This window comes from Spirosoma foliorum, from assembly GCF_014117325.1.
GTDB lineage: Bacteria > Bacteroidota > Bacteroidia > Cytophagales > Spirosomataceae > Spirosoma > Spirosoma foliorum.
On record NZ_CP059732.1, the window covers coordinates 850,589 to 871,700 of the forward strand.

30 protein-coding genes and 1 tRNA gene are annotated in these 21,112 nt (G+C 45.1%); 26 read left to right on the forward strand and 5 right to left on the reverse strand.

What is annotated here, in order from left to right:
• Positions 1 to 89: 89 nt before the first annotated feature.
• Together H3H32_RS03550 and H3H32_RS03555 are read right to left on the reverse strand one after the other, a co-directional pair.
• Positions 90 to 491, reverse strand: coding sequence for an Arm DNA-binding domain-containing protein (locus H3H32_RS03550; RefSeq protein WP_182461300.1), 402 nt, complete (start codon positions 489 to 491; stop codon positions 90 to 92).
• A gap of 431 nt (positions 492 to 922) precedes the next feature.
• Positions 923 to 1,408 carry a hypothetical protein gene (locus H3H32_RS03555; protein ID WP_182461301.1) on the reverse strand — a complete coding sequence of 162 codons (486 nt, stop codon included), beginning with the start codon at positions 1,406 to 1,408 and terminating at the stop codon, positions 923 to 925.
• Between the two features lie 190 nt (positions 1,409 to 1,598).
• On the opposite strand from H3H32_RS03555, the gene H3H32_RS03560 reads away from it, so the two are divergent.
• The 12 genes from H3H32_RS03560 (at position 1,599) to H3H32_RS03615 (ending at position 6,923) form a co-directional block, all read left to right on the forward strand.
• Positions 1,599 to 1,859 carry a hypothetical protein gene (locus tag H3H32_RS03560; protein WP_182461302.1) on the forward strand — a complete coding sequence of 87 codons (261 nt, stop codon included), beginning with the start codon at positions 1,599 to 1,601 and terminating at the stop codon, positions 1,857 to 1,859.
• A gap of 32 nt (positions 1,860 to 1,891) precedes the next feature.
• A complete protein-coding gene (locus H3H32_RS03565; protein ID WP_182461303.1) occupies positions 1,892 to 2,131 on the forward strand; it encodes a hypothetical protein in 240 nt (79 codons plus the stop codon).
• Between the two features lie 280 nt (positions 2,132 to 2,411).
• A tRNA-Gln gene (locus H3H32_RS03570) sits at positions 2,412 to 2,481 on the forward strand.
• A 354-nt stretch (positions 2,482 to 2,835) separates the two neighbouring features.
• Positions 2,836 to 3,576 (forward strand): hypothetical protein, encoded by a 741-nt coding sequence (locus H3H32_RS03575; RefSeq protein ID WP_182461304.1) that lies wholly within the window; start codon positions 2,836 to 2,838, stop codon positions 3,574 to 3,576.
• 9 nt (positions 3,577 to 3,585) lie between these two features.
• Complete coding sequence (locus tag H3H32_RS03580; protein WP_182461305.1) at positions 3,586 to 4,029, forward strand: hypothetical protein; 444 nt, start codon at positions 3,586 to 3,588, stop codon at positions 4,027 to 4,029.
• Between the two features lie 128 nt (positions 4,030 to 4,157).
• Positions 4,158 to 4,484: a hypothetical protein gene (locus H3H32_RS03585; protein ID WP_182461306.1), complete on the forward strand. Its 327-nt coding sequence runs from the start codon at positions 4,158 to 4,160 to the stop codon at positions 4,482 to 4,484.
• 19 nt (positions 4,485 to 4,503) lie between these two features.
• Positions 4,504 to 4,692, forward strand: coding sequence for a hypothetical protein (locus H3H32_RS03590; RefSeq protein ID WP_182461307.1), 189 nt, complete (start codon positions 4,504 to 4,506; stop codon positions 4,690 to 4,692).
• Positions 4,679 to 4,996, forward strand: coding sequence for a hypothetical protein (locus H3H32_RS03595; RefSeq protein WP_182461308.1), 318 nt, complete (start codon positions 4,679 to 4,681; stop codon positions 4,994 to 4,996). Before H3H32_RS03590 ends, H3H32_RS03595 begins: the two co-directional genes overlap by 14 nt.
• Positions 4,997 to 5,000: 4 nt before the next feature.
• Positions 5,001 to 5,234, forward strand: coding sequence for a hypothetical protein (locus H3H32_RS03600; RefSeq protein WP_182461309.1), 234 nt, complete (start codon positions 5,001 to 5,003; stop codon positions 5,232 to 5,234).
• Between the two features lie 12 nt (positions 5,235 to 5,246).
• A complete protein-coding gene (locus tag H3H32_RS03605) occupies positions 5,247 to 5,702 on the forward strand; it encodes a single-stranded DNA-binding protein (RefSeq protein ID WP_182461310.1) in 456 nt (151 codons plus the stop codon).
• Positions 5,703 to 5,970: 268 nt separating this feature from the next.
• Positions 5,971 to 6,375 carry a hypothetical protein gene (locus H3H32_RS03610; protein ID WP_182461311.1) on the forward strand — a complete coding sequence of 135 codons (405 nt, stop codon included), beginning with the start codon at positions 5,971 to 5,973 and terminating at the stop codon, positions 6,373 to 6,375.
• A 260-nt stretch (positions 6,376 to 6,635) separates the two neighbouring features.
• Complete coding sequence (locus H3H32_RS03615) at positions 6,636 to 6,923, forward strand: hypothetical protein (RefSeq protein WP_182461312.1); 288 nt, start codon at positions 6,636 to 6,638, stop codon at positions 6,921 to 6,923.
• Between the two features lie 16 nt (positions 6,924 to 6,939).
• Here the strand turns inward: H3H32_RS03615 and H3H32_RS03620 are convergent, their stop codons facing one another.
• Complete coding sequence (locus tag H3H32_RS03620; protein WP_182461313.1) at positions 6,940 to 8,046, reverse strand: hypothetical protein; 1,107 nt, start codon at positions 8,044 to 8,046, stop codon at positions 6,940 to 6,942.
• Between H3H32_RS03620 and H3H32_RS03625 the strand changes: the two genes are divergently transcribed.
• From H3H32_RS03625 to H3H32_RS03675, 11 genes are all read left to right on the forward strand, one after another.
• Positions 8,034 to 8,501 (forward strand): hypothetical protein, encoded by a 468-nt coding sequence (locus H3H32_RS03625; protein WP_182461314.1) that lies wholly within the window; start codon positions 8,034 to 8,036, stop codon positions 8,499 to 8,501. The two genes, H3H32_RS03620 and H3H32_RS03625, sit on opposite strands and share 13 nt — an antisense overlap.
• A 16-nt stretch (positions 8,502 to 8,517) precedes the next feature.
• Positions 8,518 to 8,820: a hypothetical protein gene (locus H3H32_RS03630; protein WP_182461315.1), complete on the forward strand. Its 303-nt coding sequence runs from the start codon at positions 8,518 to 8,520 to the stop codon at positions 8,818 to 8,820.
• A gap of 67 nt (positions 8,821 to 8,887) precedes the next feature.
• Entirely contained in the window at positions 8,888 to 9,088 is a 201-nt protein-coding gene (locus H3H32_RS03635; RefSeq protein ID WP_182461316.1) for a hypothetical protein, read from the forward strand.
• Positions 9,078 to 9,383 (forward strand): hypothetical protein, encoded by a 306-nt coding sequence (locus H3H32_RS03640; protein WP_182461317.1) that lies wholly within the window; start codon positions 9,078 to 9,080, stop codon positions 9,381 to 9,383. Before H3H32_RS03635 ends, H3H32_RS03640 begins: the two co-directional genes overlap by 11 nt.
• A gap of 5 nt (positions 9,384 to 9,388) precedes the next feature.
• Positions 9,389 to 10,660, forward strand: coding sequence for a hypothetical protein (locus H3H32_RS03645; protein ID WP_182461318.1), 1,272 nt, complete (start codon positions 9,389 to 9,391; stop codon positions 10,658 to 10,660).
• Positions 10,660 to 11,628 carry a DUF6712 family protein gene (locus H3H32_RS03650; RefSeq protein WP_182461319.1) on the forward strand — a complete coding sequence of 323 codons (969 nt, stop codon included), beginning with the start codon at positions 10,660 to 10,662 and terminating at the stop codon, positions 11,626 to 11,628. The genes H3H32_RS03645 and H3H32_RS03650 overlap by 1 nt, the downstream gene beginning before the upstream one ends.
• Before the next feature lies 1 nt (position 11,629).
• Positions 11,630 to 12,466, forward strand: coding sequence for a hypothetical protein (locus H3H32_RS03655; protein ID WP_182461320.1), 837 nt, complete (start codon positions 11,630 to 11,632; stop codon positions 12,464 to 12,466).
• Positions 12,467 to 12,489: 23 nt separating this feature from the next.
• A complete protein-coding gene (locus H3H32_RS03660; protein WP_182461321.1) occupies positions 12,490 to 13,029 on the forward strand; it encodes a hypothetical protein in 540 nt (179 codons plus the stop codon).
• Between the two features lie 4 nt (positions 13,030 to 13,033).
• On the forward strand, positions 13,034 to 13,210 hold the full coding sequence (locus tag H3H32_RS03665) for a hypothetical protein (protein WP_182461322.1): 177 nt from the start codon (positions 13,034 to 13,036) through the stop codon (positions 13,208 to 13,210).
• A complete protein-coding gene (locus H3H32_RS03670; protein WP_182461323.1) occupies positions 13,210 to 14,064 on the forward strand; it encodes a hypothetical protein in 855 nt (284 codons plus the stop codon). The genes H3H32_RS03665 and H3H32_RS03670 overlap by 1 nt, the downstream gene beginning before the upstream one ends.
• Positions 14,061 to 14,528 carry a hypothetical protein gene (locus tag H3H32_RS03675; RefSeq protein WP_182461324.1) on the forward strand — a complete coding sequence of 156 codons (468 nt, stop codon included), beginning with the start codon at positions 14,061 to 14,063 and terminating at the stop codon, positions 14,526 to 14,528. Before H3H32_RS03670 ends, H3H32_RS03675 begins: the two co-directional genes overlap by 4 nt.
• 244 nt (positions 14,529 to 14,772) lie before the next feature.
• On the opposite strand, the gene H3H32_RS03680 is transcribed toward H3H32_RS03675, so the two are convergent.
• Positions 14,773 to 15,333 carry a DoxX family membrane protein gene (locus H3H32_RS03680; protein ID WP_182461325.1) on the reverse strand — a complete coding sequence of 187 codons (561 nt, stop codon included), beginning with the start codon at positions 15,331 to 15,333 and terminating at the stop codon, positions 14,773 to 14,775.
• A gap of 102 nt (positions 15,334 to 15,435) precedes the next feature.
• Between H3H32_RS03680 and H3H32_RS03685 the strand changes: the two genes are divergently transcribed.
• From H3H32_RS03685 to H3H32_RS03695, 3 genes are all read left to right on the forward strand, one after another.
• Positions 15,436 to 16,062 (forward strand): RNA polymerase sigma factor, encoded by a 627-nt coding sequence (locus H3H32_RS03685; protein ID WP_182461326.1) that lies wholly within the window; start codon positions 15,436 to 15,438, stop codon positions 16,060 to 16,062.
• Between the two features lie 83 nt (positions 16,063 to 16,145).
• Positions 16,146 to 18,197, forward strand: coding sequence for a DUF5977 domain-containing protein (locus tag H3H32_RS03690; protein ID WP_182461327.1), 2,052 nt, complete (start codon positions 16,146 to 16,148; stop codon positions 18,195 to 18,197).
• A gap of 2 nt (positions 18,198 to 18,199) precedes the next feature.
• Positions 18,200 to 19,621, forward strand: a complete 1,422-nt coding sequence (locus tag H3H32_RS03695) for a hypothetical protein (RefSeq protein WP_182461328.1) — start codon at positions 18,200 to 18,202, stop codon at positions 19,619 to 19,621.
• A gap of 63 nt (positions 19,622 to 19,684) precedes the next feature.
• Here the strand turns inward: H3H32_RS03695 and H3H32_RS03700 are convergent, their stop codons facing one another.
• Entirely contained in the window at positions 19,685 to 20,965 is a 1,281-nt protein-coding gene (locus H3H32_RS03700) for a PIN-like domain-containing protein (RefSeq protein ID WP_182461329.1), read from the reverse strand.
• Positions 20,966 to 21,112 lie beyond the last annotated feature (147 nt).

Genomic DNA, 21,112 nt, shown 5'->3' on the forward strand with positions numbered 1-21,112 from the left:
TCTGACAAATTCGTCGGCAGATCCGAGCGTAAAACGGTCAGCAGCCAGTTTTTTCCATTTCTTTTCCTCCAGAAACAGCTTAATGTTGTCTATCCGGGTTTGGTAGTTGCGCTTTGTTCCTTTGTTTTATAGGTAGCTTCTAAATGTTGCTCAAATAAATCCACCAGTTCCAAAAATATATAGGTGGGTTTCTGTTTGTTGGTGTAAAGATCCGCTAAATGTTGAGCGCTAACGGGTTCATTTACAGACTCGAATTGAAGGAATAGCCTGGTTATATCTGACTGAATTTGAGATAATTTTAAGTTGTCATCATTGACCCTTAGGCTTTTACCTTTGATTCGCTGTTTGTCAGAGTCCCATTCCGAGGATTCAACTTTAATGAATGTGGAGAAATCATTAGCCGGAATGCCATCTATTTTGATTCGACAATAGATGGTAGCTTTTACACTTTGGCTTTTGCGGCCGTTGCGTTTAATGGAAAGAACGCGCATTTTTTGTGATACATAATTTTAGGTATTGGTTATTAAAAAAGTCGCGAAATTATGTAACCAATGCGACTATATTAATATCAAAATACATGAGTTTTATCATGTTGATTTCTGTCATTTTTTAACACGTCATTAACCTGGAATTAATATTTTTTTAAATTCTCTATTAATCAGTACTTATTCGTTTGTGAATTTTTGACAGAAATTAGGTACACCCCAAAAGTTACACCGTTGCAGGAAATTGACAGAGAGAGAAATAGGGCGTAGAAACGCAAAAAGCCCACTTTTGGTGGGCTTAAGGGGCTAGAATTAAACTATCCAGTGCACTCGTAGGGATTATGAGGCACGCAATTAAATCCTTGTCTATTAGGTCTTTACTACCGCAAAAGTAGCTGGTGTACCCCAAATTGCACCCATTGCCCTAAAAAAAAAGCCTAAGCAACGGCTTTTTCATTTTTAGGATACATAGGAACAACTCGACCCTCAGAGGGTACACCGTTAAGAAAATTTGAGCCTGACGCTATACCTGGCCGACTAATAAGAGCGTCAATAGTACGCTGTAAACCTTTTGAGATTTCCATTGCTGCCTCCAGCTCCCTGTCTGCTGCCTCCAGTTGTTTATCCTTTATAGCAAGCTGCTCTCTCAGCTTCTCAAACTCTAATAATATTCTATCTGCTACTTGAGCGCCAAAAGATGCAGGTTCTACTAGCTTAGGCTCCTGCTGGCTCTCTGTAAGTTCGGCTACACTCATCTGAAAAAAAGCAGCAATCTGCTCCACTCGTTTAGCTGATAGCGTATTGTGCTTTAGCATATACTCAAACCCTGGAGCAGTCATTTCCAAAGTGTCGTATAGAGATTTTTTCGAGTGCCGACCCTCTTTTAATAGGGTTTCAATCCTTTCTTTAAACTGATAAGGCATTGTTTTTCAGTAATTTAAGTGAATATGTTAAAACAATTTTAAAACTAAATTATAATCTTACTTGCATTAGATTAAAAGTCAGCTTTATATTTGCATCATACTAAACGGGAATTGTTACAAAATATGTAACAAATTTTGTAACAACTACTAAGGAAAGCAAAGAAAAGTTTGTGAACGGTTAAAATATCTTATGAACGAGCGTATTGATGTACATTATAATTTTCTTGAAACTTATGATAGAGCGCGCTGGAATAATTTTAGAGCTGAATTAATGAGGCTAGAATTATTTAAATATTTTGAACGCTCAATACTTAAGAATGAGAAAGTTACGCTTGTAAATCTTCCTTCTTGGGTTCGTACTTGCATGGTTCGTTTTATGCCGTGGTGGAGTCAGGAAAATTTTGATTCGCTAACCTGGCCAGAGTTACCAGAATTGAAAGAAGTAGAATAATTTTTTATATCAATTCCTAGTCAACCTTTAACATGTTTCAACAATACTATCTAAGCCGGGAGCAAATTGAGGCTCTGTCTATTGACGAATTAGGCCACGAATACGAGAAAGCAAAGAATCATTTAGATGCCTTGCTTAAAGTCGTGGAGACTAATAACGCGCTTAAAGTGCCACTGTTGGATCTTATTAAAAAGGCACGCGTCCAGTACGTGCTTTTGCGTAGCCGGGAATATAGCCCCGTCTATTTCAGACATTTAAAACTAGCTGCCTAGTGTCACGAGTTGCGGCACTGGCAGAAATGGAGAGTAAGCTGCAAAGTGGGCTCTCCGATATAGGGAACGAACATAAACAGAGGGTAGCTCTCCAAGCCATCATAGTTAAGGCCAGTATGGCAAAAGAGCCAGTTCTGGAGTGGTTGGTTAAGCAGTTAAGCGGCCAACAAATTAGCCAGGAGCTACCCACTGTTAAAACGTTTAAGTGCCCGATTTGTAGCCGTGAGTTTGGCTCTCATCACGCACTTTGTGGCCATCAAAAAAGCCACAAATAGAATACGGAACTTTAGTATAAGGGTAGTATCTGGCATTTGGGGCCAGTGGTGGTGGTTCGAATCCATCAAGTTCCGCAATGGCATAGGGCCATGAGGTTAAAAGTTTAGGAATTGAGTATGGTGTTAACGGCCTGGCTATGATCCAGGCCATTAAACTCTCTCTTTTCAAACGTTTAACGTATATCCCAAACCGTTATAGTACTAATCTGTTGCCTGGTGCACCTGGCAGAAATCCATTTAGATATTCTCAAAAATAGCCTTAAAGGGCTGACTGTTAGACTATTGTCCAAAGTTTATTTTTTTTTAGCTCTGGGCTTTCTATAGAGACTCTAAAGAAATGTTTTACGGTAAATCTATAGACCGTTAAATCGTTGGATGCTGGATAGTGCTTTAAATACTATAGAAAGAAAAAAAAAGCTCAATTCCTCCATGAAACGCGAAAAGTCCTCAAAATCAGCACTTAAGCCCGATTTAGAACAGTCATTATTTAAGTTTCGGCTATTCTTTCACGAAACGACCGACGAATACAGAGCCAAAAATGGCAGGCCGTGGCTCTGGTATTCTTACGATATGCCAGAGGAGCGGGAAATGTTTCCTCCAGGCCTGGCTCCAGATCTCAGAGCACTCCACACCGAACTCCTTAAACGCGCTTATAAGTGGCCGGATCTGTTCGATTTTCTAAAGGAATGCTATCCAGTTTATCACCTGAATGTCAATGCAGATCCAACCTTAAAATATTATCTACCAAAACACCAGATTCCAAACCTTAACGATGTTTCAACCCGTTACGCGGAAACTCTGGAGGCTCTACTTTCTCAATTGGGCGTAATTGACTGGCAGATAAGACACGCATCAAAAAGCCGAACATTGCCAGGTTTTTCTCCTATCAAGCTGCCGAGCCACGAGTTTTACGGAACGGCCTATTTTGAACGAAATCCACAAATAAGCTACTGGTTTAGCACTAAAAAACTCAAGCTGGTGGAGGTCTATGATAACCGATGTTACAGCCCAAACAATAAGATAGGCACCATCGGCCAGGATGAATTTCCAGAGCCAAAAGGGGTACTCTCACCACCACCCAGAATAATACGGCCAGGCCAGGCCTCCAATGGCCGAACTAACCAGCCTATTACGGTTGGATCAATCTTAAGCCACGTTTCACAATCCTAACTTATTGCCATGCAGGTAGAACTTTTTCCAGCAGCCACAGCTCCAGAGCCAGCAGCAAAAAGCCGTAAAAAAGCAGCCTCAATTCCCGTAAATCGCTCTGTATTAGGCACATTTTCCTTTGATTCCTGGGTGAGTTATCCAGCCAGGGCGGTAAATGCAGAGGATGGATTACGCATAGAGTTTTCGGTGCCTATCCACTCGGATCTGGTGGCAGCAATTAACAACCCAGATAAAACAGAGATCCTTTGTAAGTATCGGGTAAAAAAGGGCTTTAAATGGGGTGAACTTGGCCGTAGAGCCACGATAAAAATTGAGGCTGATTTAAGCCAGGGGCCAAAGGGAGGGCTTTATTTACACTGTAAGAGCGTTGAAATTCTCAATCCAGTGGCCATCAATAGCTCCAAGCCATCCAGCGCCCAACTCAAAAAATGGGCAAAAGCAGCAACTGCTTAAAAGATGCCCCAAAAAAGGCCGAAAAAGTAAAATTCTCCACCTAGAGCCGATACATGGCCAGCGTTAAGAGATCTTTTTTTTTACCAGGCTCAAATAGGCCAAATAGCTCTAAATGTCTTAAAATCAATATGTACAGAGTCACGCTTAAGCTCTACCGGGAGCAGGTTAGGCAGCTCATTTTGTTTATCCCAGATCCTGGATATATCAGCAAAGCGGACACCGTAAACCGGACACTTGAGGAAATCCTGATACTGGAATGGAGAGCCAAATTAACTAGGCTTCAGATCAGAACCTGGAGCGAACGGGACAACAATAAAAAATACGGTCTGAGTCTACCAATGTCGGTAGCCGTGGCATTCTGGAAAGACCTCCAAAACTATGAGCTCACTCCAGAGCTCCGCCAATTACTCGGAGAAATCGACCATGAGTTAGTCGATGCAGGCCTAAAAAGTTAACCCTTAGTCAATTACATCCATGTTCAAAATCCTTTTTACCTGTTCCCTACTGGCAATTCCTGCCGTAATCATTTCGGCCTGCCTGGCCATTGTCATTGCCAGCTTTATGCTCATCTCCCTGCTTATCAATCCCATGTTCAAGCTCATGGACAACTCAATAAATCAATTCGCCAAACCAGCAAAATTTAATCCGTATGGACACGAGTAAACAAAAATTAGCGGTGAGCACATTCCTCCAGGAGATTGCTCTTTTACTACTGGCCAGCCAGCCAATTAAGAGCAAACTCCAAGAAGGTGCAGACAAAAGCCGGGGCCGAATTTTGGCCGATCTCAAACCGGAGGAGCGGGTGCTTTACCTGGCCAGCCGTGATGTAATTCTAACACTAGCCAGGCAATTAGCCAACTGTCAAAATATGGACATGCTAATGAAAGTATTGCAAATAGTTCAAGGCATTACAGAGGGCAGCGTAACGGAATATAAAGAGGTAGAAAGCCAACTAATAGAGGCCTAAACCGATGGCAAAAGCAAGGGTAACACCAGCGCTGGAGGCCATCACAAATGCACTCCAGCCAACCGGAAAGCTAACCGGCTGCATACAAGCCGGATTCCAGAAAGCCATCATTACATCTGCTCAAGGCATAGCCATGAGAGAGCACATACTGGCCACGGTGGAGCTCTGCCAGAGCCAGGCAAAAGAGCTGGAAAAGCTAAGAGCTCAACTACTAGAAAAGTCTCAATTAACCATCTAAACAGTTACCAGAGTGAAATTAAATCAAATCCAGGCCATTGGCCGTATTGGCAAAGATGCCGTTATCCACAACCACCAGGGCAACCAATTTTTATCCTTTTCATTGGCCATTGATGAGACATACAAAAACAGAGATGGCGTAAAGGTTGAGCGGGTAACGTTTTACGATTGCGTATCAAATCAGGAGCGTTTTTTTAAGGTGGCCAACTGGCTAACTAAAGGCCGTGAGATTCTGGTGGAGGGCAAACCATCGGTAAGGACTTATGAGAAGGATGGCAAAATCTATGGCACCATCAAAATAGAAATAAATAACATCTCATTAGGCAGCTCCCCACACGACCAACGGCCAGCAGCAGCGGCAGGAGCAGCTCCTGCAACACAGGCAGCTCCTGCCACTCAAACGACTACAGCAGCAGCCACGGCTGGCTCCTTCACTAGTGAAGCAGGGAGCGACGATTTGCCATTCTAATCCACCTTAAGTAGCCATCATTTAATGCTAGTTGACTCGCCTACCGAAGAGCAAATCCAAGACAATAAGGAAATACAGGACATTTTACTAGTTCGCTTCAATCTGCCATTAAACAGTAAAAAGAATTGCGACTGTAGCCACTGCAAACGCCTAAACCAGATCTCTGGAGAGATCCTGGATAACCCAGACGACACTTACAGGCCAAACATCATCCCACAATTAGGAGGCAAAATTTCTACTAAAATCCGTCGATAACCCAACCAAAACAATGGAAACAATCACAATCACTTTAGAGCAATACGTTAACACATTCCCCGATGGAGAAAAATGGTATTTCAGCTCTCCAGGCCTCAAAAAGCTGGAGCCAGCCGAGGATAGTATGATTTCTGCATTACGGAGGAAATGCGAGTTTAAAGGCCAGGAGATTAACATTCCACGGATCTGCAAAAACGTAGTAGACCGAGCGCAAAAAGGAATCCTGCCAAAGCCTTACCACCTGCTTTATGTAGCCAGTTGTCTGATACGAAAAGCGCCTTTCATTAGCTACACAGATGCCTTTGAGTTGGTCATGTGGCACGTTGTCCAGAATCTGAATGAGCGCTATAAAGCGGATAAGATCCCGCTAATTCTGGAGCTTGGAGAGAAGGAAAAAGTAAGAGCCGGAATAGAATAAATCACCAGCCTGGCCATCAACAAATGGCCAGGAATAAGTCATACTAAAATGATTACGCGGGAACGAGTAGAACAAATCACAGCAGAATTAAAGGAGTTTGGGGAACAGGTTAACAAGACCAGAGACAAAAGCCAGGATGTGGACGAGATCTTTATTTTGTACGGAGTCTCCAAACAAATTGCCATTCTCACCGACACATTAGAGCCACTACTTTAACCACCAGCCTGGCCAGATCTGGCCAGGCTTAACCAGTTCTTTATATGCCAAAGGGATACAATGCAGATGGCTCCAAAAAAATAAGGCCAGCAAACTCTGGCCGAAAGAAAAAAGAGGGTAAAAAGATCCACTCAAAGCTGGCCGTGGATGTAATTCAAATACTTTCAAAGTTGGATAATCCAGTGGCGTTCATTGAAAATGCGATAAGAGAGAAAGCTGTGAGAGGAACCAGCAAACGTTTGACGGAGCTACCTGGTGGCATTCAAAAAGGCACCCAGATTGATTTAATGGATATGCTGGAGCAGATTAAGGTAGAAAAAATGATGAGTTAATAAACAATAAGCTTAGCTAGTAGGACTCATATTCAAACGTCTCTGTCCTGTCATTACTACCCGTGCTTACTTTTTTGACGATTAGACCATTTGAATCGGTGATAATATTCTGGAAAGCATGGGTATTCTTGCTGAATGTAACAGAGAAGTCAGTATATTCAGTAAATCTTATCAGTCCATAAAATGGATTGGGATTCTTATCGTATTGATAAAAGATTGAACTATAACTATTGCCTAGGCCATCAGTCCGATCTATCTGAATAAGATTATCATTCTTATATGTATAAGTATCTATTTCCTTAGAAGAGCTAGATATATAAGTTGCTTTAATCGGCAGCTTCTCATTATTGTACTCATATTGAATCATTGAGCCCAATTTTTGTGGAGGCTGTTGGTATTGAGTTGAATAATTTTTTGCCAAAGTAAGATTTCCACTCCCATCGTATTCATAAGTAGTAAGGTAATTCTCGTAAAAGCCTGTATTATCTCCATTAGGTAAGCCCTCGACACTAATTAACTGGCCAATTTGATTATATTTTAAAACAGTTCTTTGGGTTGCCTTATATATTGTACAGCATTGTTTAGCATCAGCCGTTATAAAATAATCTAAGCGCCCAAGGCTATCATAGTGATATTTGGTAAGCGTATAATATCTAAAAGTAGACGATTCTACACTCCATGATTTTATTCTGAATTTAGGTGCAGTGCCAACTGTAATACTAAATTGAGCAGATGCGCTGAGCCCTTGACTTGATTTAGCTATGACTATACCCGATACGGTAGAATTATTGCCGACATTAGGTATGATTAACGTCGTGTCAGTCAGGTTTTTTGCCAAAGTATCTTTATAAACTACAGAATAGGTAATCGAATCTCCGATGGTTGCTTTCGCTTTTGTCCAGGTCAACTGAATATCATAGACAAATTGTGTTGGCTTAAGGTCTGCAACACCAAGTATTGGTTTAGCCGTCACAGTAAAAGGGCTAAGCTCAGGATTGGGCTCATTGTTTCTTTGGCAGGCAAATAGACCTATCGACAATAGTATAATTATGTATGTTTTGAAAATAGTTGTTATCTCCATTGTGATTTCGGTATAGATATATAAAGTTAATGCTGCTTGCATTATTTACCACCAGCCACGGCCAGCCAGCCGTGGCTTTTTTATGGGGCAGGCGAACCTGTCCTTTTGGGTGGCCTGATCCGGTGCCAGCTTTGGACTATGAACATTATAAAAGCTATCTGGGAATTTTCAAAGGCAATTACAAACGCTTTGCCTGGGAGGTTGCGGCCATCCTGCTCTCCATTGTTGTAACCTGGTTAATCGGCCATTTCTCTGGCCAGGGAGAGCTCAAGGCCTGCCAGGATGAGCGCACTATTTTACTCCAGGAAAAGGCCAGCGCTCAAACCGTTTTAGACTCCATCAAATGGAGCAAGGTGATTAATCTCAAGGAAACACAAATTAACTCGCTCCAACATGAAAACAACCGATTACGGGAAAAGGCTGCTCTGGATTCTGCTGCTAACCACTCAGAGCTGGAGGCTATGCGCTCAATCAACAAACGGTACAAAGCAAAGTGATAGCCTGGCCGTGGCCGTGGATTTTATCCGTAATGCCAGGCAGGTGGAGCTGGATCTGATTAAAGGCGATTGGGCTATAAAAAGAGAGGTGGTTTACGTGGCTCAACTCAGCAAACAGGAAACCACCATTAAGCAGCTCACTGGAGATGTGGCCAGCCTTACGAAAGCAAACGGCAATCTATCTGCCGACTTGACCAATACAAAGCAAAAGCTAGGAGAGCAGACACTTAAGACTAACCTGGCCAGGCTGGAAATTTGGGCTATGCGGGTGGCCGTAGGACTCTACATAGCAGGCAAAATAAAGGGCATTTTACCCTAACTAAACCGTCCTTTCTGGAGCTACCTGGCCGGTGCAACTTTGGCCAAGAGTTAAGCAACCACCACAGATGCAACTAGTCAAATTTATCACTAATTCAGATGGGCCAGTACGAGAGATCCACATTAATCCTGAGTTCGTCATGGACGTAGAGCAAAGCGTACAACGGCCAGCCGATGAGAGCTTTATTACCCTCATGGATGGCCGTAATTATCGGGTAAATGTGTCGGTGGCCGTGGCCGTTAAACGCATTGCGTTAAATGGCAAGTAACACCAAAACCATTACCAGGAGGGCCATGTTTGCCGAAATCCACCAGGATACCCTGGAGGGTGGAAAGAGCCATATTTTCTCTCTCAAATACGCCAAAAAAGATAGTACGGTAGGCTATAAGGCCAGAGTCCGAAAGTGCTCCAAAAACTTGCCAGGTGCTCAAGGCTACCGGGGCAACATCAATTTAAACCACGTGCTCCTGCTGGAGAACCTAGACAACAAAAATCAGCCATTCGAGATCTGCATTGATCTGATTCTGGAGTACAACGGCCAGCGAGTGGTGCACACTTATTAAACGCTATGGAGTGGATTAGTGACAATGCGGTATTGATACCGAGCGAAAAAAACGGCTCATTGCTCCAGCTAGTCGATGGCCGGGATCAGGTGTATGGCTCCCGGTCGATGCTTTCCCAAAGCGGTGGGCGGGACTGGATACCCTGGGGAGATGCGGACAACCAGCCCAATCAGATGGCCAAACTGGTGCAGAATAACAACCAGATCAGGCCACTCCTGGAGGCCACCAGAGATATGATTTACGGCTCTGGCATCGGCTTCTTTGAGCGGATCTTTGAAGGCAAAACCATGCGGCTGGAGCCCTTTACGGATGCCAGGCTGGAGGATTGGGTGTATGAAACGGAGCTAACCAATTACATCATTGCGGCTATCAATGAACGGGTAACAAATGCCAATCATTTTACCCGCTTTGAGTTTACCGTGGATGGGATGCCACTGCTCTCCATTTCCGACAGTTTTACCACGCGGATAGGCCTGCCCAAAAACGGGAAAGTGGTTAACTACCTGCAAAATCCATTCTTTGGCGAGGGCCGGGGGTTAGTGGGCAAAAGCGACTCCATACCGGCATTTAACCGCAAAGATCCAAAGGCCAGCATAGTAAGTCTTTTCCACTCCAGGGAGCACATTAGTGGCAATCCATTTTATGCGTTTCCCTCCTGGTGGTGTTCCCGCGACTGGATCGAAGTGGCCAACCTGATACCGCTCTTTCACAAATCAGGGCTCAAAAACGGATACAACATTAAGTATCTGATTAAGATGCCCAAAGACTATTTCGACCAGGAAGGGGGCAAGGATCTACCACCCGACAAGATCCGCCAGAAGTGGGCCACCTTTGGTGAGAACCTCAAACAGTGGCTCTCAGGCGTGGACAATGTCAATAAATCGCTCCTGGTTAGATACCTACGTGGTGACGATGGCAAAGCGCTGGAAAGCATTGATGTGGTGCCCTTGAAAAACGAAATGTCCGACGATGCCTATGCGAAAGTTTGGGAAATGGCCGGGGTTTCCATCACCAATGCCGTGGGCATCCTGCCGGTTCTGGGTGGCGTTACGCCAGGCTCAAAAAGTGGCGACTCTGGGAGCCAGGTAAGAACGGTGGCCGATTATCAGCAGCATTTCAGAACACCCGTCCAGCGGCAGATTTTGCTGGAGCCAATCCAGATGGCCCTCCGAGCCATGAATTACACCAATATCATTCCCGTATTCAAGGAGGTACAACTCACCACCCTGGACAAGAATCCAACCGGCAAACAGGCCGTTGTAAACCATTCCGCATAATGCTAACCGCTGAGATTATTAAGAGCCAATTGGGCGGCATCCAGGCCTCCATCAACTTTAAAACCCTGGAGCCATTTGCCAACTTTGCCGAGCGTTGGTTTACCGAGCTGGTGGGGGTGCCACTCATGGAATACCTCCAGGAAATTACGACTCCAGAGGCTGGCAGTGATGAGGCCGATTTACTTTACCTGGCTCATTCCTGCATGAGCTGGAAATGTTACGAGCTGGCATTTCCCCACATGAAATTTAAGGCCGGGGAGTTAGGGCTGCAAAAGGTCAACGGCCAGAACGCGGTGGCCATTTCCAAATGGGAATACGTGGACTCAAAGGAGGCAAATCTGGCCATGTTGGATCTGGCTCTGGAGAACTTCTGGAGTGCAATGGAATCCATTAAACCAGCGGCCTGGACGAGCTCCACGGCTTACGCCAAACGCCAGCAGGTGTTTATCCGCTCTGCCGGGGAATTATCCGAACAGGTGCCCACATTAGGCCGTAAAAACCGACTCTTTGAGCAGCTCCTTACGTACATCCGTAGAGCCGAACAAAACTACATTCGGCCAATCCTGACCGATGCCGATTATGTAGCCCTTAAAGTAAAGTGGCGCGATCCAGCAGCCACCTGGAGTGCAGAGGAGCAGATGCTGCTGGACTTCATTCGGCCAGCGGTGGCTCATATGGCACTCTTTGAGGCCTACCCGTATTTGCCCCTTACCCTGGACATTACCGGCATCACAGAAAGCCGCTCGAAGGATGGCACACTGGAGCAGGTGGCTCCGAGCGATAACAATAAGGGCACTCAAAAACGGCAGCTCTACCAGGATGGCCAGCAGTTCCTGGCCGATCTCACCGAATACCTCCAGGCCACGGCCACGGCCAGCCTGTTTCCAGCCTTTTACCAGGCCCAACTGGCTAAAGTGGGCACCCAACAAACCGACGATTTTACAAACGAGTCTTTAATAATTCTGTAGCATGAAAACGCAAAACAAAGCGACAACAACAGCCAACCAGGTAGGTGGCGTAGTGCATCCACTCAATCAGGCTCAACCCTTATTGCACGTTATTGAGCCAGTTCCTCCAGCGCTCACTCTGGAAGAACTGGCCCAACAGCTCCAAGCGCAAAAAGAAGCGCTCCAGGAGCAGGAGAATGAACTGGAGCTAAAGCTGCAAGTAGCGGCAGAGCAAGAGCAGGCCAGAAAGCTGGAAGAATACAACCATTTGCGGGAGGATGCTGCTGGATTCCGCTTAACAGCGGCCAAAGAGGAGGATGAGGCCAACAAACGGATGTATGTGCAGTGGGCGCTGGATGCCGACAAACAAGCCAACCAACTGGCCAGGGAGTTAGGCCTGGCCGTGGAGGAGCCCGAAGAACACCAGCAGGAAAGTAAAGCCGTGAAAGCCGTGGCCTCATTGCTGAAACACCGTTTAGGGGCCGTCGTGCAGATCTCGCTCTTACTGCTGGCCATCTGGGTAGCAAATCACTATTTCAACAGTACCGGGGAGCACATCAAAGAGGCAAACAAGGTGCTGCCAATTGAGCAGCAGATGAGCGCTTACGACGAAACATCTATCCAAAAGTTCTTTTTTGAGAAATGGGTGGAGTTTTGGGATCTGCCGGTGGGATTGCTCAAACTCTTGATTATGGTGCCTTTCGTTGCTTTTTACATGCTGCCGTTTATACGTTCCCGTAAGGATTTTTTCACCGAGTTTTTTGAGGATTTAACACCCTATCAGCGATGTCTACTAACGCTTTCCTTTATTGCCTTGTTTGTGTTACACTCTGCTCTCACGCATGGAGTCAAACCCTAAAGAAGCAGCCTAAAAAGGCTATCGTGCTGGCCACCTATCCAGCCAAACCGATTACGTTAGATGAGACGAAACTACGGCAGGCCATCTATGACTCAGCGGCCACGTTTTTAGGCCTAAAAGAGCTCACCGATCACAATGATGCCGAATGGATCAGCAAAATTAATCTGTCCAATGGCCTACCGGAGCGCTCCCTGTATTGTGCCAGTGGCTTTTATTTCGCGCATCGAATCAACGGGGTAAAGCTGCCGGTAAAGGCGGTGGGGATGGTGGCCAGTTACTTTGCCGATCCGAAAAAAATCATCTATCGACGAAACCAACGGGGCAACCAGCGCAAAGGCATCAAACCGCGCCGAATGGATGCCGTTAGTTTGTACGTGTCGCACATTGAAGGGCTGGCCGTGGAGGAGTGGGATATGGACGAAGAGGAGGTTTACCTAATCGGATTCAATACCACTGGAGGCCGTGGCACCGTTGGCGGCTGCTACCGGAATAGGCGCAAAAAGTCGGAGATAAAACTGATTGCCAACTGGATTACACCCTATTTACTTTCTCTCAAACAGTAATCGAATGAGATACGCTATTTACATAATCTTACAGCTCATACTCCTGACTCTGGAGTTTAGTACGGCCATTATTTATTGGCTCCCGGTTCGGATCGTTTGGGGCAAAAACTCATTTGATTATCTGGCTACGACTCAATATTCTAGTTTTTACCAGTGGTTCAAAGAAAAGCTACGCAACTAATGCAAGAGATCAACTTTAACGGCCAGGCCAAAGAACTACCCGAAAACTGGAAAGAGGTTAAACCGGAGCACCTGCCAAGACTTCTCCAACTGGTGTACTTTACACCCGATACACCCGAAAAATTCCACCACATGCTCCAGATCCTGCTGGATATGGGCGGCAAGCAATGGAGGGCGTTAATGCGTAAACATTTCGGGCCAGGTATCCGCAAAAAAGTGAAAGAAGCCAATGCCATTGTACTCCACGAACTCATCCACCAAGTCCGGTGGATGAGTAAGGAGCTCTCTACGGAGAAACCCTTTCCATTGCTCCAGTATAAGGAGTGGAGCCTATTACTGCCGGAGGAGGATTTTCTTACCATGAGCTTTGGCGAGCTCTCCGATGCTTACATACATTTCCTAGTGTGGATCAAACAACTCGTGCCCGGAGACACTCACTTAGATCTGTTAGTGGCCACCATCTGCCGACCAGAGCGAACGGGCGAGTATTGGCTGGAGCCCAATTGGAACGGCGACAAACGAGAGCCCTATAATGAGTTTATGGCCAGGGAAATGGCCAAGAAGCTGGCCGGTATGGAGTTGAGCCAAAAGCAGTTGGTGCTCCTCTATTTTGCGGGGAACATGCAGAAAGTGCTGGCCAGGTACGAGCTCTTTGATGGGGAGGGCGGAGATCCAGAGGAATACCCTGGCCAGGGGTGGCTCAAGAACCAGCACATTCTGGCCGAAAAAGGGATTTTTGGCACCATGCAGCAGGCTAAAGAGGCCAATTTGCACGATGTTCTTTTATTCCTGGAGGAGAACAAAAAGGACATTAAAGCAGCAAACGAACGTAAACGAGAGGAGGCAAATCAATGAGCTGCACCAAGCTATTTTATGAGTTTTTCGAGCCGATAGCGGCCAGCGTTGAGGGCGTTAATACGGTGCACCAATCGGGTGGCGATAAAATGGATCGACTCCTGGCCAGGAGCAGCTCCGAGGACATTTACCCGGCAGTGTTTGCCTTACGGCCAAAGTACGCGCTGGAGGATAATGGAGCGGATAATGTGCTGGCCTGGTTCGACTCCACCTATTACGTGATTTGCCGGGGCGAAATGGGCCAAGAGGAGCAGGAAGATGCTGCCTTTGATGAGGCCGAACGGATAGGCCTGGCCATCTCCCTGGCCATCCGAGAAAACCACGGCATTACCTGCCTGGTAGATCCTAATACAAAGGTATTTATGGAGCCGATTACAATGATTACCTTAGAGGCATCTTACGGTTATGAAGTTCGTATGCGAGTTGGACTAATGGCAAATAGTATCATCTATGCAAACAGTTAAAAAAGTTCGGTTTTATCTGGTCTGGTTTCTAGCTTTTCCCTTTATAGTTGACTACTTGTGGATTAAAGCCATATTTACCGGAGAATGGGATCTTATTATTCCCAAAATGGATCTTATTTACATGAGCCTTTACCAGAAATTTGTTCTGAAAAAGTCTGATCAGCTGGAAAAAGAGATACTCTGGCAACGGGTAAAAATCCTAGCCAGTAGCCACCGTTAAATGCTATTATATCTGCCGTAGTTTTTAGCTCGAAGCTAATGTGCTGCGTCGATGCCTAACAACGCCTGCTACTTTTGAGCGTAATGTGCTGCGCAAACTCCGAGGTTCGGCTACGATCCGGGCACCTGTCCAGGTAGAGGCTATGACCATTCCGGCAGCAATCAGGATAATATCTTTAAGAATATACTGAGCTGCTAGCGTTGGGGCATACGTGGGGCCAGGAAACAATTCACCAGGAAAGAGGAGTAAAGGCGACATGGCACCAACCATTTGAAAGGCCATTAGCCAAACCCCAACTCGTAGAAATCGGCCACTTAAAAAGCACACCCCGATAATACATTCTAGGCCAGCTACAAAGTCCATTGCCCGATGCCCTGAAAAAATACCCATAGTTAGACTAGTAGTTGTCCGGGTGGCTAAATCTTCAATGGGGCTTATTCCGGGAAAGAACTTAAGGAAGCCGAAGCCCAGAAAGACCAAGCCCATACAGATCCGTAATAGTAGAATACTGTTGGCTACAAGCCACTTATTTATGCTGGTATCCAGGTGATCAAAATGTTCGAAAAGGTTAGCTAAGGTTTTCATTGTCGTTGAGAGTTATACCACATTTATGGCTGTCTCTCTCACATACGTGCTAAATCAGGCTTACCGATTGGTGTGTAAATTCTTAATTATCAGAAAATTATTATGGTCAAAAATAGTAACAATCTGGAAAGGGCTAAGTTACGTAACTATACAACAATCTTGCCTCCCTTCTTAATGACGTCTACTCCACAAACTGAACTTAATCTTGTCCGGGATCTTCAGGCTAAACTCCCAAGTGCTTATAAATCGTTATACGACTCCTATAGTCCAGCCATGTTTGGTGTGCTTTTACGAATGGTAAAAGACCGAGATCGAGCTGAAGATTTACTTCAGGACACATTTATTCGTGTTTGGACAAATATTCAACGCTATGACGAAAGCCAGGGGAGGCTATTTACCTGGTTGATAAATATTACCAAGAATCTGGCTTTAGATGATTTGAGAGCTCAGAAAGTTAGGGCAGTAGCGGCAACGTATATTTATGAGCGGTCAGATGGTGTGGCGAGTCCCATTTTTAAAGGAGGTATGCTATATCAAACTCTTACGGCTAACTTAGAACCAAAGTATCGTCAAATTGTTGACTTGCTTTATTTTCGGGATTATAAATTACAAGAGGTGGCCGACGAGTTAAAAATCCCGTTGGGTACAGTCAAAACTCGTTATAGAATGGCCTTACAACAGTTAAAAAAAACATATAGGCAAGACATCTATCATTATAATATGAATTAACGCAGCTAATTAACTCGTAATATTTGTCCTTTTGCCATCTGGCCAAATGCCTCACTTTTGACAAAAAAGGTGAGGCATTTTTTATGATAGATCCATTAAAAACAGGCCTGGTATTTTTGCCGGTACAATTTTCCAGAAATAAAATTGAGCACGTGCTGGACGCTGCCGATACCAGTCTAGTCTCCAGGACTGGCCTCCGTTACTTCCTGGAGGCTTTGGTGCCTACTTCGCCAGGCTCCACCACCTTTAAGCGATTGGTAAAAATGCCAGGAGCCGAAAAGCCACCACGCACAGAATTTGGCTCAACAGTGTACGAGGGTGCTTTCTTTCGATTGGATGAGCTCCTGGATGGATTCCTGGAGTACCAAAAGCCAGCAGCGGGAACGGTCGATATGTGTATTATTTCCAGCCTGACCATGCCGTATATGTTGCGCGAATCCATCCTAAATAATGGAGTGCTCCTGGCAGGCTCATCCAAAGAGTTGCAAAACCAGTGGATACTCAAAGCAGGGCTCTCCGATCTGGATTTTGCCACCTGGGGAGAGGTATTTTTTACCACCTACATGAGCCAACAGCGGCCATTTTTAACCTGGCAGCTAGATAACAAAGTAGTCGGGGAGCAGCAGCCAGAGTACTTGTTTTACCTGCTCAACATGTCGCCTACTCCTGCCACCATCCGGCGCAGGGTGGAGATTACCTACACCGATGGCAGCGAGGAGACCCTGGACAAAGGCCTACTTTCTGGAGGGCAAACCTACCAAGTAGTTTGTGTTCCCACTGGAGCCAAAGCGCTGGGTTTAATAGGCGGAGCCAAAACGGTGGCCAGCTATCGGGTATGGCTCACCGATGGCGAACGCAACCGATTGAGCGAGGTACGGAGTTATACCCTGGATCGAAAATACAGAGGGCAAGAGCGCTGGATTTTATACTCAAATAGTTTAGGCGGGTGGGATACCCTCCGATTAACCGGGGCAGGCTCTGAAACCCTGGAAACCCTCCGAACGATGGCCGCAATGGAACGGCCTGCCGGGGCTCCTTCCGATTTCTCCGAGCTCAAGGTGGTGCACGTGGAGGGCAAACAAACCCTTTCGGTGAGTACGGGCTTTTTTGAGCGGTTTGCCGAGCAGCAGCTTAAGTGCCTGGATGAACTTTTACTTTCTCAAAACATCTACCTATTGAGTAAAAAAGGCCATCAAGCGCTGGAGCTATTAACCACTACTCTGGTGGATGCCGAAGATAATGCGGATCTGGTGGCTAGGAGTTTTACGTTCCAGGTAGCAGCGCCTATTCTGAATTACTCCAGCCTGCCGGTGGCCAGTCCTGCACCAGCCAGGCCAGTAGGCTGGAACGGTATTGGTGTTATTCAGGTGCTGGATGAGTTTGGCAAGCGAACCGGCAACGGTAGACCGCTCAAATTCCAGAAATATTACCTGGATGATAATACCATTTTCAAGCCACTAACCGAAAAGCCGAACCAACCAGGCGACCCGGATTATATTGCCAGCTTGCCACTGCCAGGCATTACCGCTGGCTCTACGCCCTATCCGAGCCAGGCCATTTCCAGAGCCACCACCTTTAAACGTACAACCTGCACAGGGGGCGATATTGGGGAGGCTGCTCTGGTGGTGATCGCTGCCGGAAAGTACGGCTCTGAAATTGGCCAGGCGGAGGCCGATGCCAGAGCGGAGGCCGAATACACCAGCAAGAACACCCAGGCCTATGCCGACCAGTACGGCTCCTGTACGGTGGCTCCAGAACTCTACACCCTGGCCGTTCCAGCAGGCCAGTGGCATTATCGGGTAAATGACGGTAATCGCTTTGAGGTGGAATGGTACGAGGCAGGCGGCTCCTCGGTAAAGATTGGTAACACCTGGGATCTGCAAGGCCAAAGCCGACCCTATGTTTATCCACGCTATTCCAATGATTTAAACTTTCCGGTCTATTCAGCCAATTGGCGGTTTATCGTGTACGGTACGGCCACTAGCTCCGTTAATGTCAAGATCTACCAAAATGGCACAATTCGCTATAATACTAATGTGGCCATGAACTCAGACGGTTACGCGTACTTAGGCCTATCCGCTTTACTCACGCTGGCCTCAATGGATAAGTTATACTTTAAAGCCACCCAACTCTAACCATGAGCCTGCAAATACGAATCAATGGGGAGGAGATGGATCTGGCTCCCAACATGAGCACTGAGCTGGAGCTGCTCAATCCGTACCTGACGTTTGAGGATGTTCTGACCAGCAAAGCCACCATTCCCGCGCTGCCGATTACGGGCAAAAACCGGATCATCTTAGGCTTTCCAGAGCAGCTCCAAAACGATGCCGTAGGGCTCCGCTACGAGTGCGAAAAGTACTATAATGGCCAGCTCCTCCAGCAAGGCGTGGCCATCCTAACGGAGGCCTCTGATAGTTACACGTTTCAGGTGGTGCAGGCATTGGGTGAGCTGTTTGGTGATCTGCACACCACGCCACTCTCCGAAGTGGATTTTGGTAGTATTTCCCTGCCTGCCACGCTGCTGCCGGTGGTGCAGCAGTTTGGTCCCGGCATGGAGGTGCGAAATGTGGCCGCTTTTCCTACTATTCTCAATCCAGATTATTATGGATCTAATGGGGCATCCATCTCCTACTCTGGCAAAGTGAATGAGTACACCGCTGGAGCCTACACAGCAGCGGAGCCAAAGGTGCCTATGCCGTTTTTGATGGAGGTCATTAAGCGCTTTTTCGAGTTAACAGGGGTAAGTATTTCGGGCTCTTTTCTGGCTCATACGGAGCTGCAAAAGCTGCTTTTCTACAATACTAGGGCATTAGATGGCAGCTACACGCTGATTTTGAGCCAGCACCTGCCAGCGCTCACCATGCCGGTGCTGTTGCTGGAGCTACGCAAGCTATTTGGCCTGGCCATGCTGATAGATCCAGCCGAAAAATCCATTAAGCTAGATTTTTTAGGCGACTTTTTGGGCAACACGGCCACGAAAGACTGGAGCGAAAAGGCCGTAAAGACCTACAAAAAACGACCAGAGTTAAACCGCAGGCTTTTACTCTCCAGTGTGGTCGATGGCGGTGATGGCCTGGCTAAAGACAACCCGCCAGAGCTGGCCGACTATCTAACACCCGTACTGGACGAGGAGACAGGAACCACGCCAATAAGCTGCCAGCTTTCCACCCTGTTAACGGATGCCACCACAGGCCTGGCCATAACCAAACAGGCAGGCAGAACAGCACAGTTTAGCCAGCTCACCAGTAATTTTAGTCCACGGCTTTTATTCTGGAATGGACTCACGGCTGGCCTGCCGGTGGCCACGGCAAAATCAGGGGGCTACTCCTTGTACTGGACGGGAGCCGATGGCCTGGCCGCTAGGTTCTGGCCAGCCGTGGAGGCTATGCGAAAACGGATGTACTACCTGGAGCGGCAGATGGATCTGAATGAGGTAGATCTGGCCACACTGGACTGGAGCCAGAAAGTGCACATCAATGGCGTGGATTATTTGGTGGCCAGGATACAGGTGGCACTGCCGATAAAACAAGCAGCGCAGGTGCTGCTGTTAAGAGCATAGAGAATTACATCTTTAATGATAACTATTATCAATAGTTATCATTAAAGATGACTGTAATATTATTTATTGAATTTTGGGAAATAACCCTTTTATGATGTTAGTTAAAATATCAAGTCTCGCCAACAATTCAACAAGCCGATTCTCACTGAAACTTTCAATTACTTCTCTATTATTGTAATGGACAAGGATATTTCTAAATTCTCGTAAAATCCCAAAGTCCCTTATTTCTTCGTATTTTATATGACCTAAATTATATAGTTGATTTAAAAGATTTAATAATGAGGTATTGTTGTATTTTTCAATTTTCAATATTGAACATAAATCTCTTACGTAATACTCAAATTGAGTATAGTTTTGAACAAATAAACGTTCATAATCAATGATCTTTTGCTTTTCATATTCTACCTCAGAAATTAGTGAGTCGAAGTGTTCATTTAATCTGTCAGCAAAAAATCTATCAGCATCTAAAAAATATAAAGTTTTGCTAGTAGCGATGAATGTAGCTTGAATATAGTGATCGTGTGGTTGTTTATTTTCTTTAAGCCAATCCCCCTTAGTATTGTCATAGGTTAAGAATATAGCATCTGTTTTTTTTTCATTAATATAATTGATGATTTCATGATAGATAATATAATCTCCATATGGATTTTCAGGTTTTTCTTTTATGTCTCCTAGACCTGGAAAAGCAGCCTGAGGTTTTTTTATTTCATTAGTTACATTTTTTGAGTCATAACCTTTTCTTAAATTTTCGTACTCTCCTTTAATAACTTTAATATCATCCTCGCTTAAATTGTCTATTAGAGTCATTCCTAAAATTAAAGCTAATAAATCATCTTCATATTTTGCCTTATTAAGATTACTCTTTTTACTATCTACACTTTCAACTAAAGAATCATAATTTTTATCTAATTCTTCTGACATTTTTCTTAGAAAATTATCTAAAAAACTAAAGTCATTGATTACCTTTTTATTTACCTCTCTATATGATTTAATCTTATTAACAATATCGCTCCTAAATGATGTTTTTAATTTTTCCAATGTATCTTCAAAGAATTTCTCAATTACATCTTCTCTGTTTTTTACGAATTCCTTCTGTACTTGAGTAGTAATAATAATCCTATCTTTGAATTGAGAAAAGAAAGAAAACAGAGTTTTTCTATCTTTTTCAGAGATACTATAATATCTTAGAAAAACACTGGTATCTATAAAGATTGGTAGTTCATCTTTTAAGCTTATAGCTTGTTCTATTCCATTTCTATATCTACTAAGAGACTCAACATAAGTTTTTAGAGTAAGACTTTTAATAGATGTAGCGAAACTTATTTTACTTATACTACTAGCCATTTTGTTTCGGTCCCTGGTGAGTATTAGAAATTAAAAACAAACAAGCTATTTATTAGATTGATAGCTTGCCTTTGGGCATAAAAATAGGTATTTCGAACTAGAAACTCTAAAGCCACAGCCAGCCAGCCGTGGCTTTTTTGTGCGGCA

Excerpts from the sequence above, each read along its gene's own strand:
- H3H32_RS03550 (WP_182461300.1), bottom strand. The coding sequence starts at position 491 with ATGCGCGTTCTTTCCATTAAACGCAACGGCCGCAAAAGCCAAAGTGTA.
- H3H32_RS03555 (WP_182461301.1), bottom strand. The coding sequence starts at position 1,408 with ATGCCTTATCAGTTTAAAGAAAGGATTGAAACCCTATTAAAAGAGGGT.
- H3H32_RS03560 (WP_182461302.1), top strand. The coding sequence starts at position 1,599 with ATGAACGAGCGTATTGATGTACATTATAATTTTCTTGAAACTTATGAT.
- H3H32_RS03565 (WP_182461303.1), top strand. The coding sequence starts at position 1,892 with ATGTTTCAACAATACTATCTAAGCCGGGAGCAAATTGAGGCTCTGTCT.
- H3H32_RS03575 (WP_182461304.1), top strand. The coding sequence starts at position 2,836 with ATGAAACGCGAAAAGTCCTCAAAATCAGCACTTAAGCCCGATTTAGAA.
- H3H32_RS03580 (WP_182461305.1), top strand. The coding sequence starts at position 3,586 with ATGCAGGTAGAACTTTTTCCAGCAGCCACAGCTCCAGAGCCAGCAGCA.
- H3H32_RS03585 (WP_182461306.1), top strand. The coding sequence starts at position 4,158 with ATGTACAGAGTCACGCTTAAGCTCTACCGGGAGCAGGTTAGGCAGCTC.
- H3H32_RS03590 (WP_182461307.1), top strand. The coding sequence starts at position 4,504 with ATGTTCAAAATCCTTTTTACCTGTTCCCTACTGGCAATTCCTGCCGTA.
- H3H32_RS03595 (WP_182461308.1), top strand. The coding sequence starts at position 4,679 with ATGGACACGAGTAAACAAAAATTAGCGGTGAGCACATTCCTCCAGGAG.
- H3H32_RS03600 (WP_182461309.1), top strand. The coding sequence starts at position 5,001 with ATGGCAAAAGCAAGGGTAACACCAGCGCTGGAGGCCATCACAAATGCA.
- H3H32_RS03610 (WP_182461311.1), top strand. The coding sequence starts at position 5,971 with ATGGAAACAATCACAATCACTTTAGAGCAATACGTTAACACATTCCCC.
- H3H32_RS03615 (WP_182461312.1), top strand. The coding sequence starts at position 6,636 with ATGCCAAAGGGATACAATGCAGATGGCTCCAAAAAAATAAGGCCAGCA.
- H3H32_RS03625 (WP_182461314.1), top strand. The coding sequence starts at position 8,034 with ATGCTGCTTGCATTATTTACCACCAGCCACGGCCAGCCAGCCGTGGCT.
- H3H32_RS03620 (WP_182461313.1), bottom strand. The coding sequence starts at position 8,046 with ATGCAAGCAGCATTAACTTTATATATCTATACCGAAATCACAATGGAG.
- H3H32_RS03635 (WP_182461316.1), top strand. The coding sequence starts at position 8,888 with ATGCAACTAGTCAAATTTATCACTAATTCAGATGGGCCAGTACGAGAG.
- H3H32_RS03640 (WP_182461317.1), top strand. The coding sequence starts at position 9,078 with ATGGCAAGTAACACCAAAACCATTACCAGGAGGGCCATGTTTGCCGAA.
- H3H32_RS03645 (WP_182461318.1), top strand. The coding sequence starts at position 9,389 with ATGGAGTGGATTAGTGACAATGCGGTATTGATACCGAGCGAAAAAAAC.
- H3H32_RS03650 (WP_182461319.1), top strand. The coding sequence starts at position 10,660 with ATGCTAACCGCTGAGATTATTAAGAGCCAATTGGGCGGCATCCAGGCC.
- H3H32_RS03655 (WP_182461320.1), top strand. The coding sequence starts at position 11,630 with ATGAAAACGCAAAACAAAGCGACAACAACAGCCAACCAGGTAGGTGGC.
- H3H32_RS03665 (WP_182461322.1), top strand. The coding sequence starts at position 13,034 with ATGAGATACGCTATTTACATAATCTTACAGCTCATACTCCTGACTCTG.
- H3H32_RS03670 (WP_182461323.1), top strand. The coding sequence starts at position 13,210 with ATGCAAGAGATCAACTTTAACGGCCAGGCCAAAGAACTACCCGAAAAC.
- H3H32_RS03675 (WP_182461324.1), top strand. The coding sequence starts at position 14,061 with ATGAGCTGCACCAAGCTATTTTATGAGTTTTTCGAGCCGATAGCGGCC.
- H3H32_RS03680 (WP_182461325.1), bottom strand. The coding sequence starts at position 15,333 with ATGAAAACCTTAGCTAACCTTTTCGAACATTTTGATCACCTGGATACC.
- H3H32_RS03685 (WP_182461326.1), top strand. The coding sequence starts at position 15,436 with ATGGTCAAAAATAGTAACAATCTGGAAAGGGCTAAGTTACGTAACTAT.
- H3H32_RS03690 (WP_182461327.1), top strand. The coding sequence starts at position 16,146 with ATGATAGATCCATTAAAAACAGGCCTGGTATTTTTGCCGGTACAATTT.
- H3H32_RS03695 (WP_182461328.1), top strand. The coding sequence starts at position 18,200 with ATGAGCCTGCAAATACGAATCAATGGGGAGGAGATGGATCTGGCTCCC.
- H3H32_RS03700 (WP_182461329.1), bottom strand. The coding sequence starts at position 20,965 with ATGGCTAGTAGTATAAGTAAAATAAGTTTCGCTACATCTATTAAAAGT.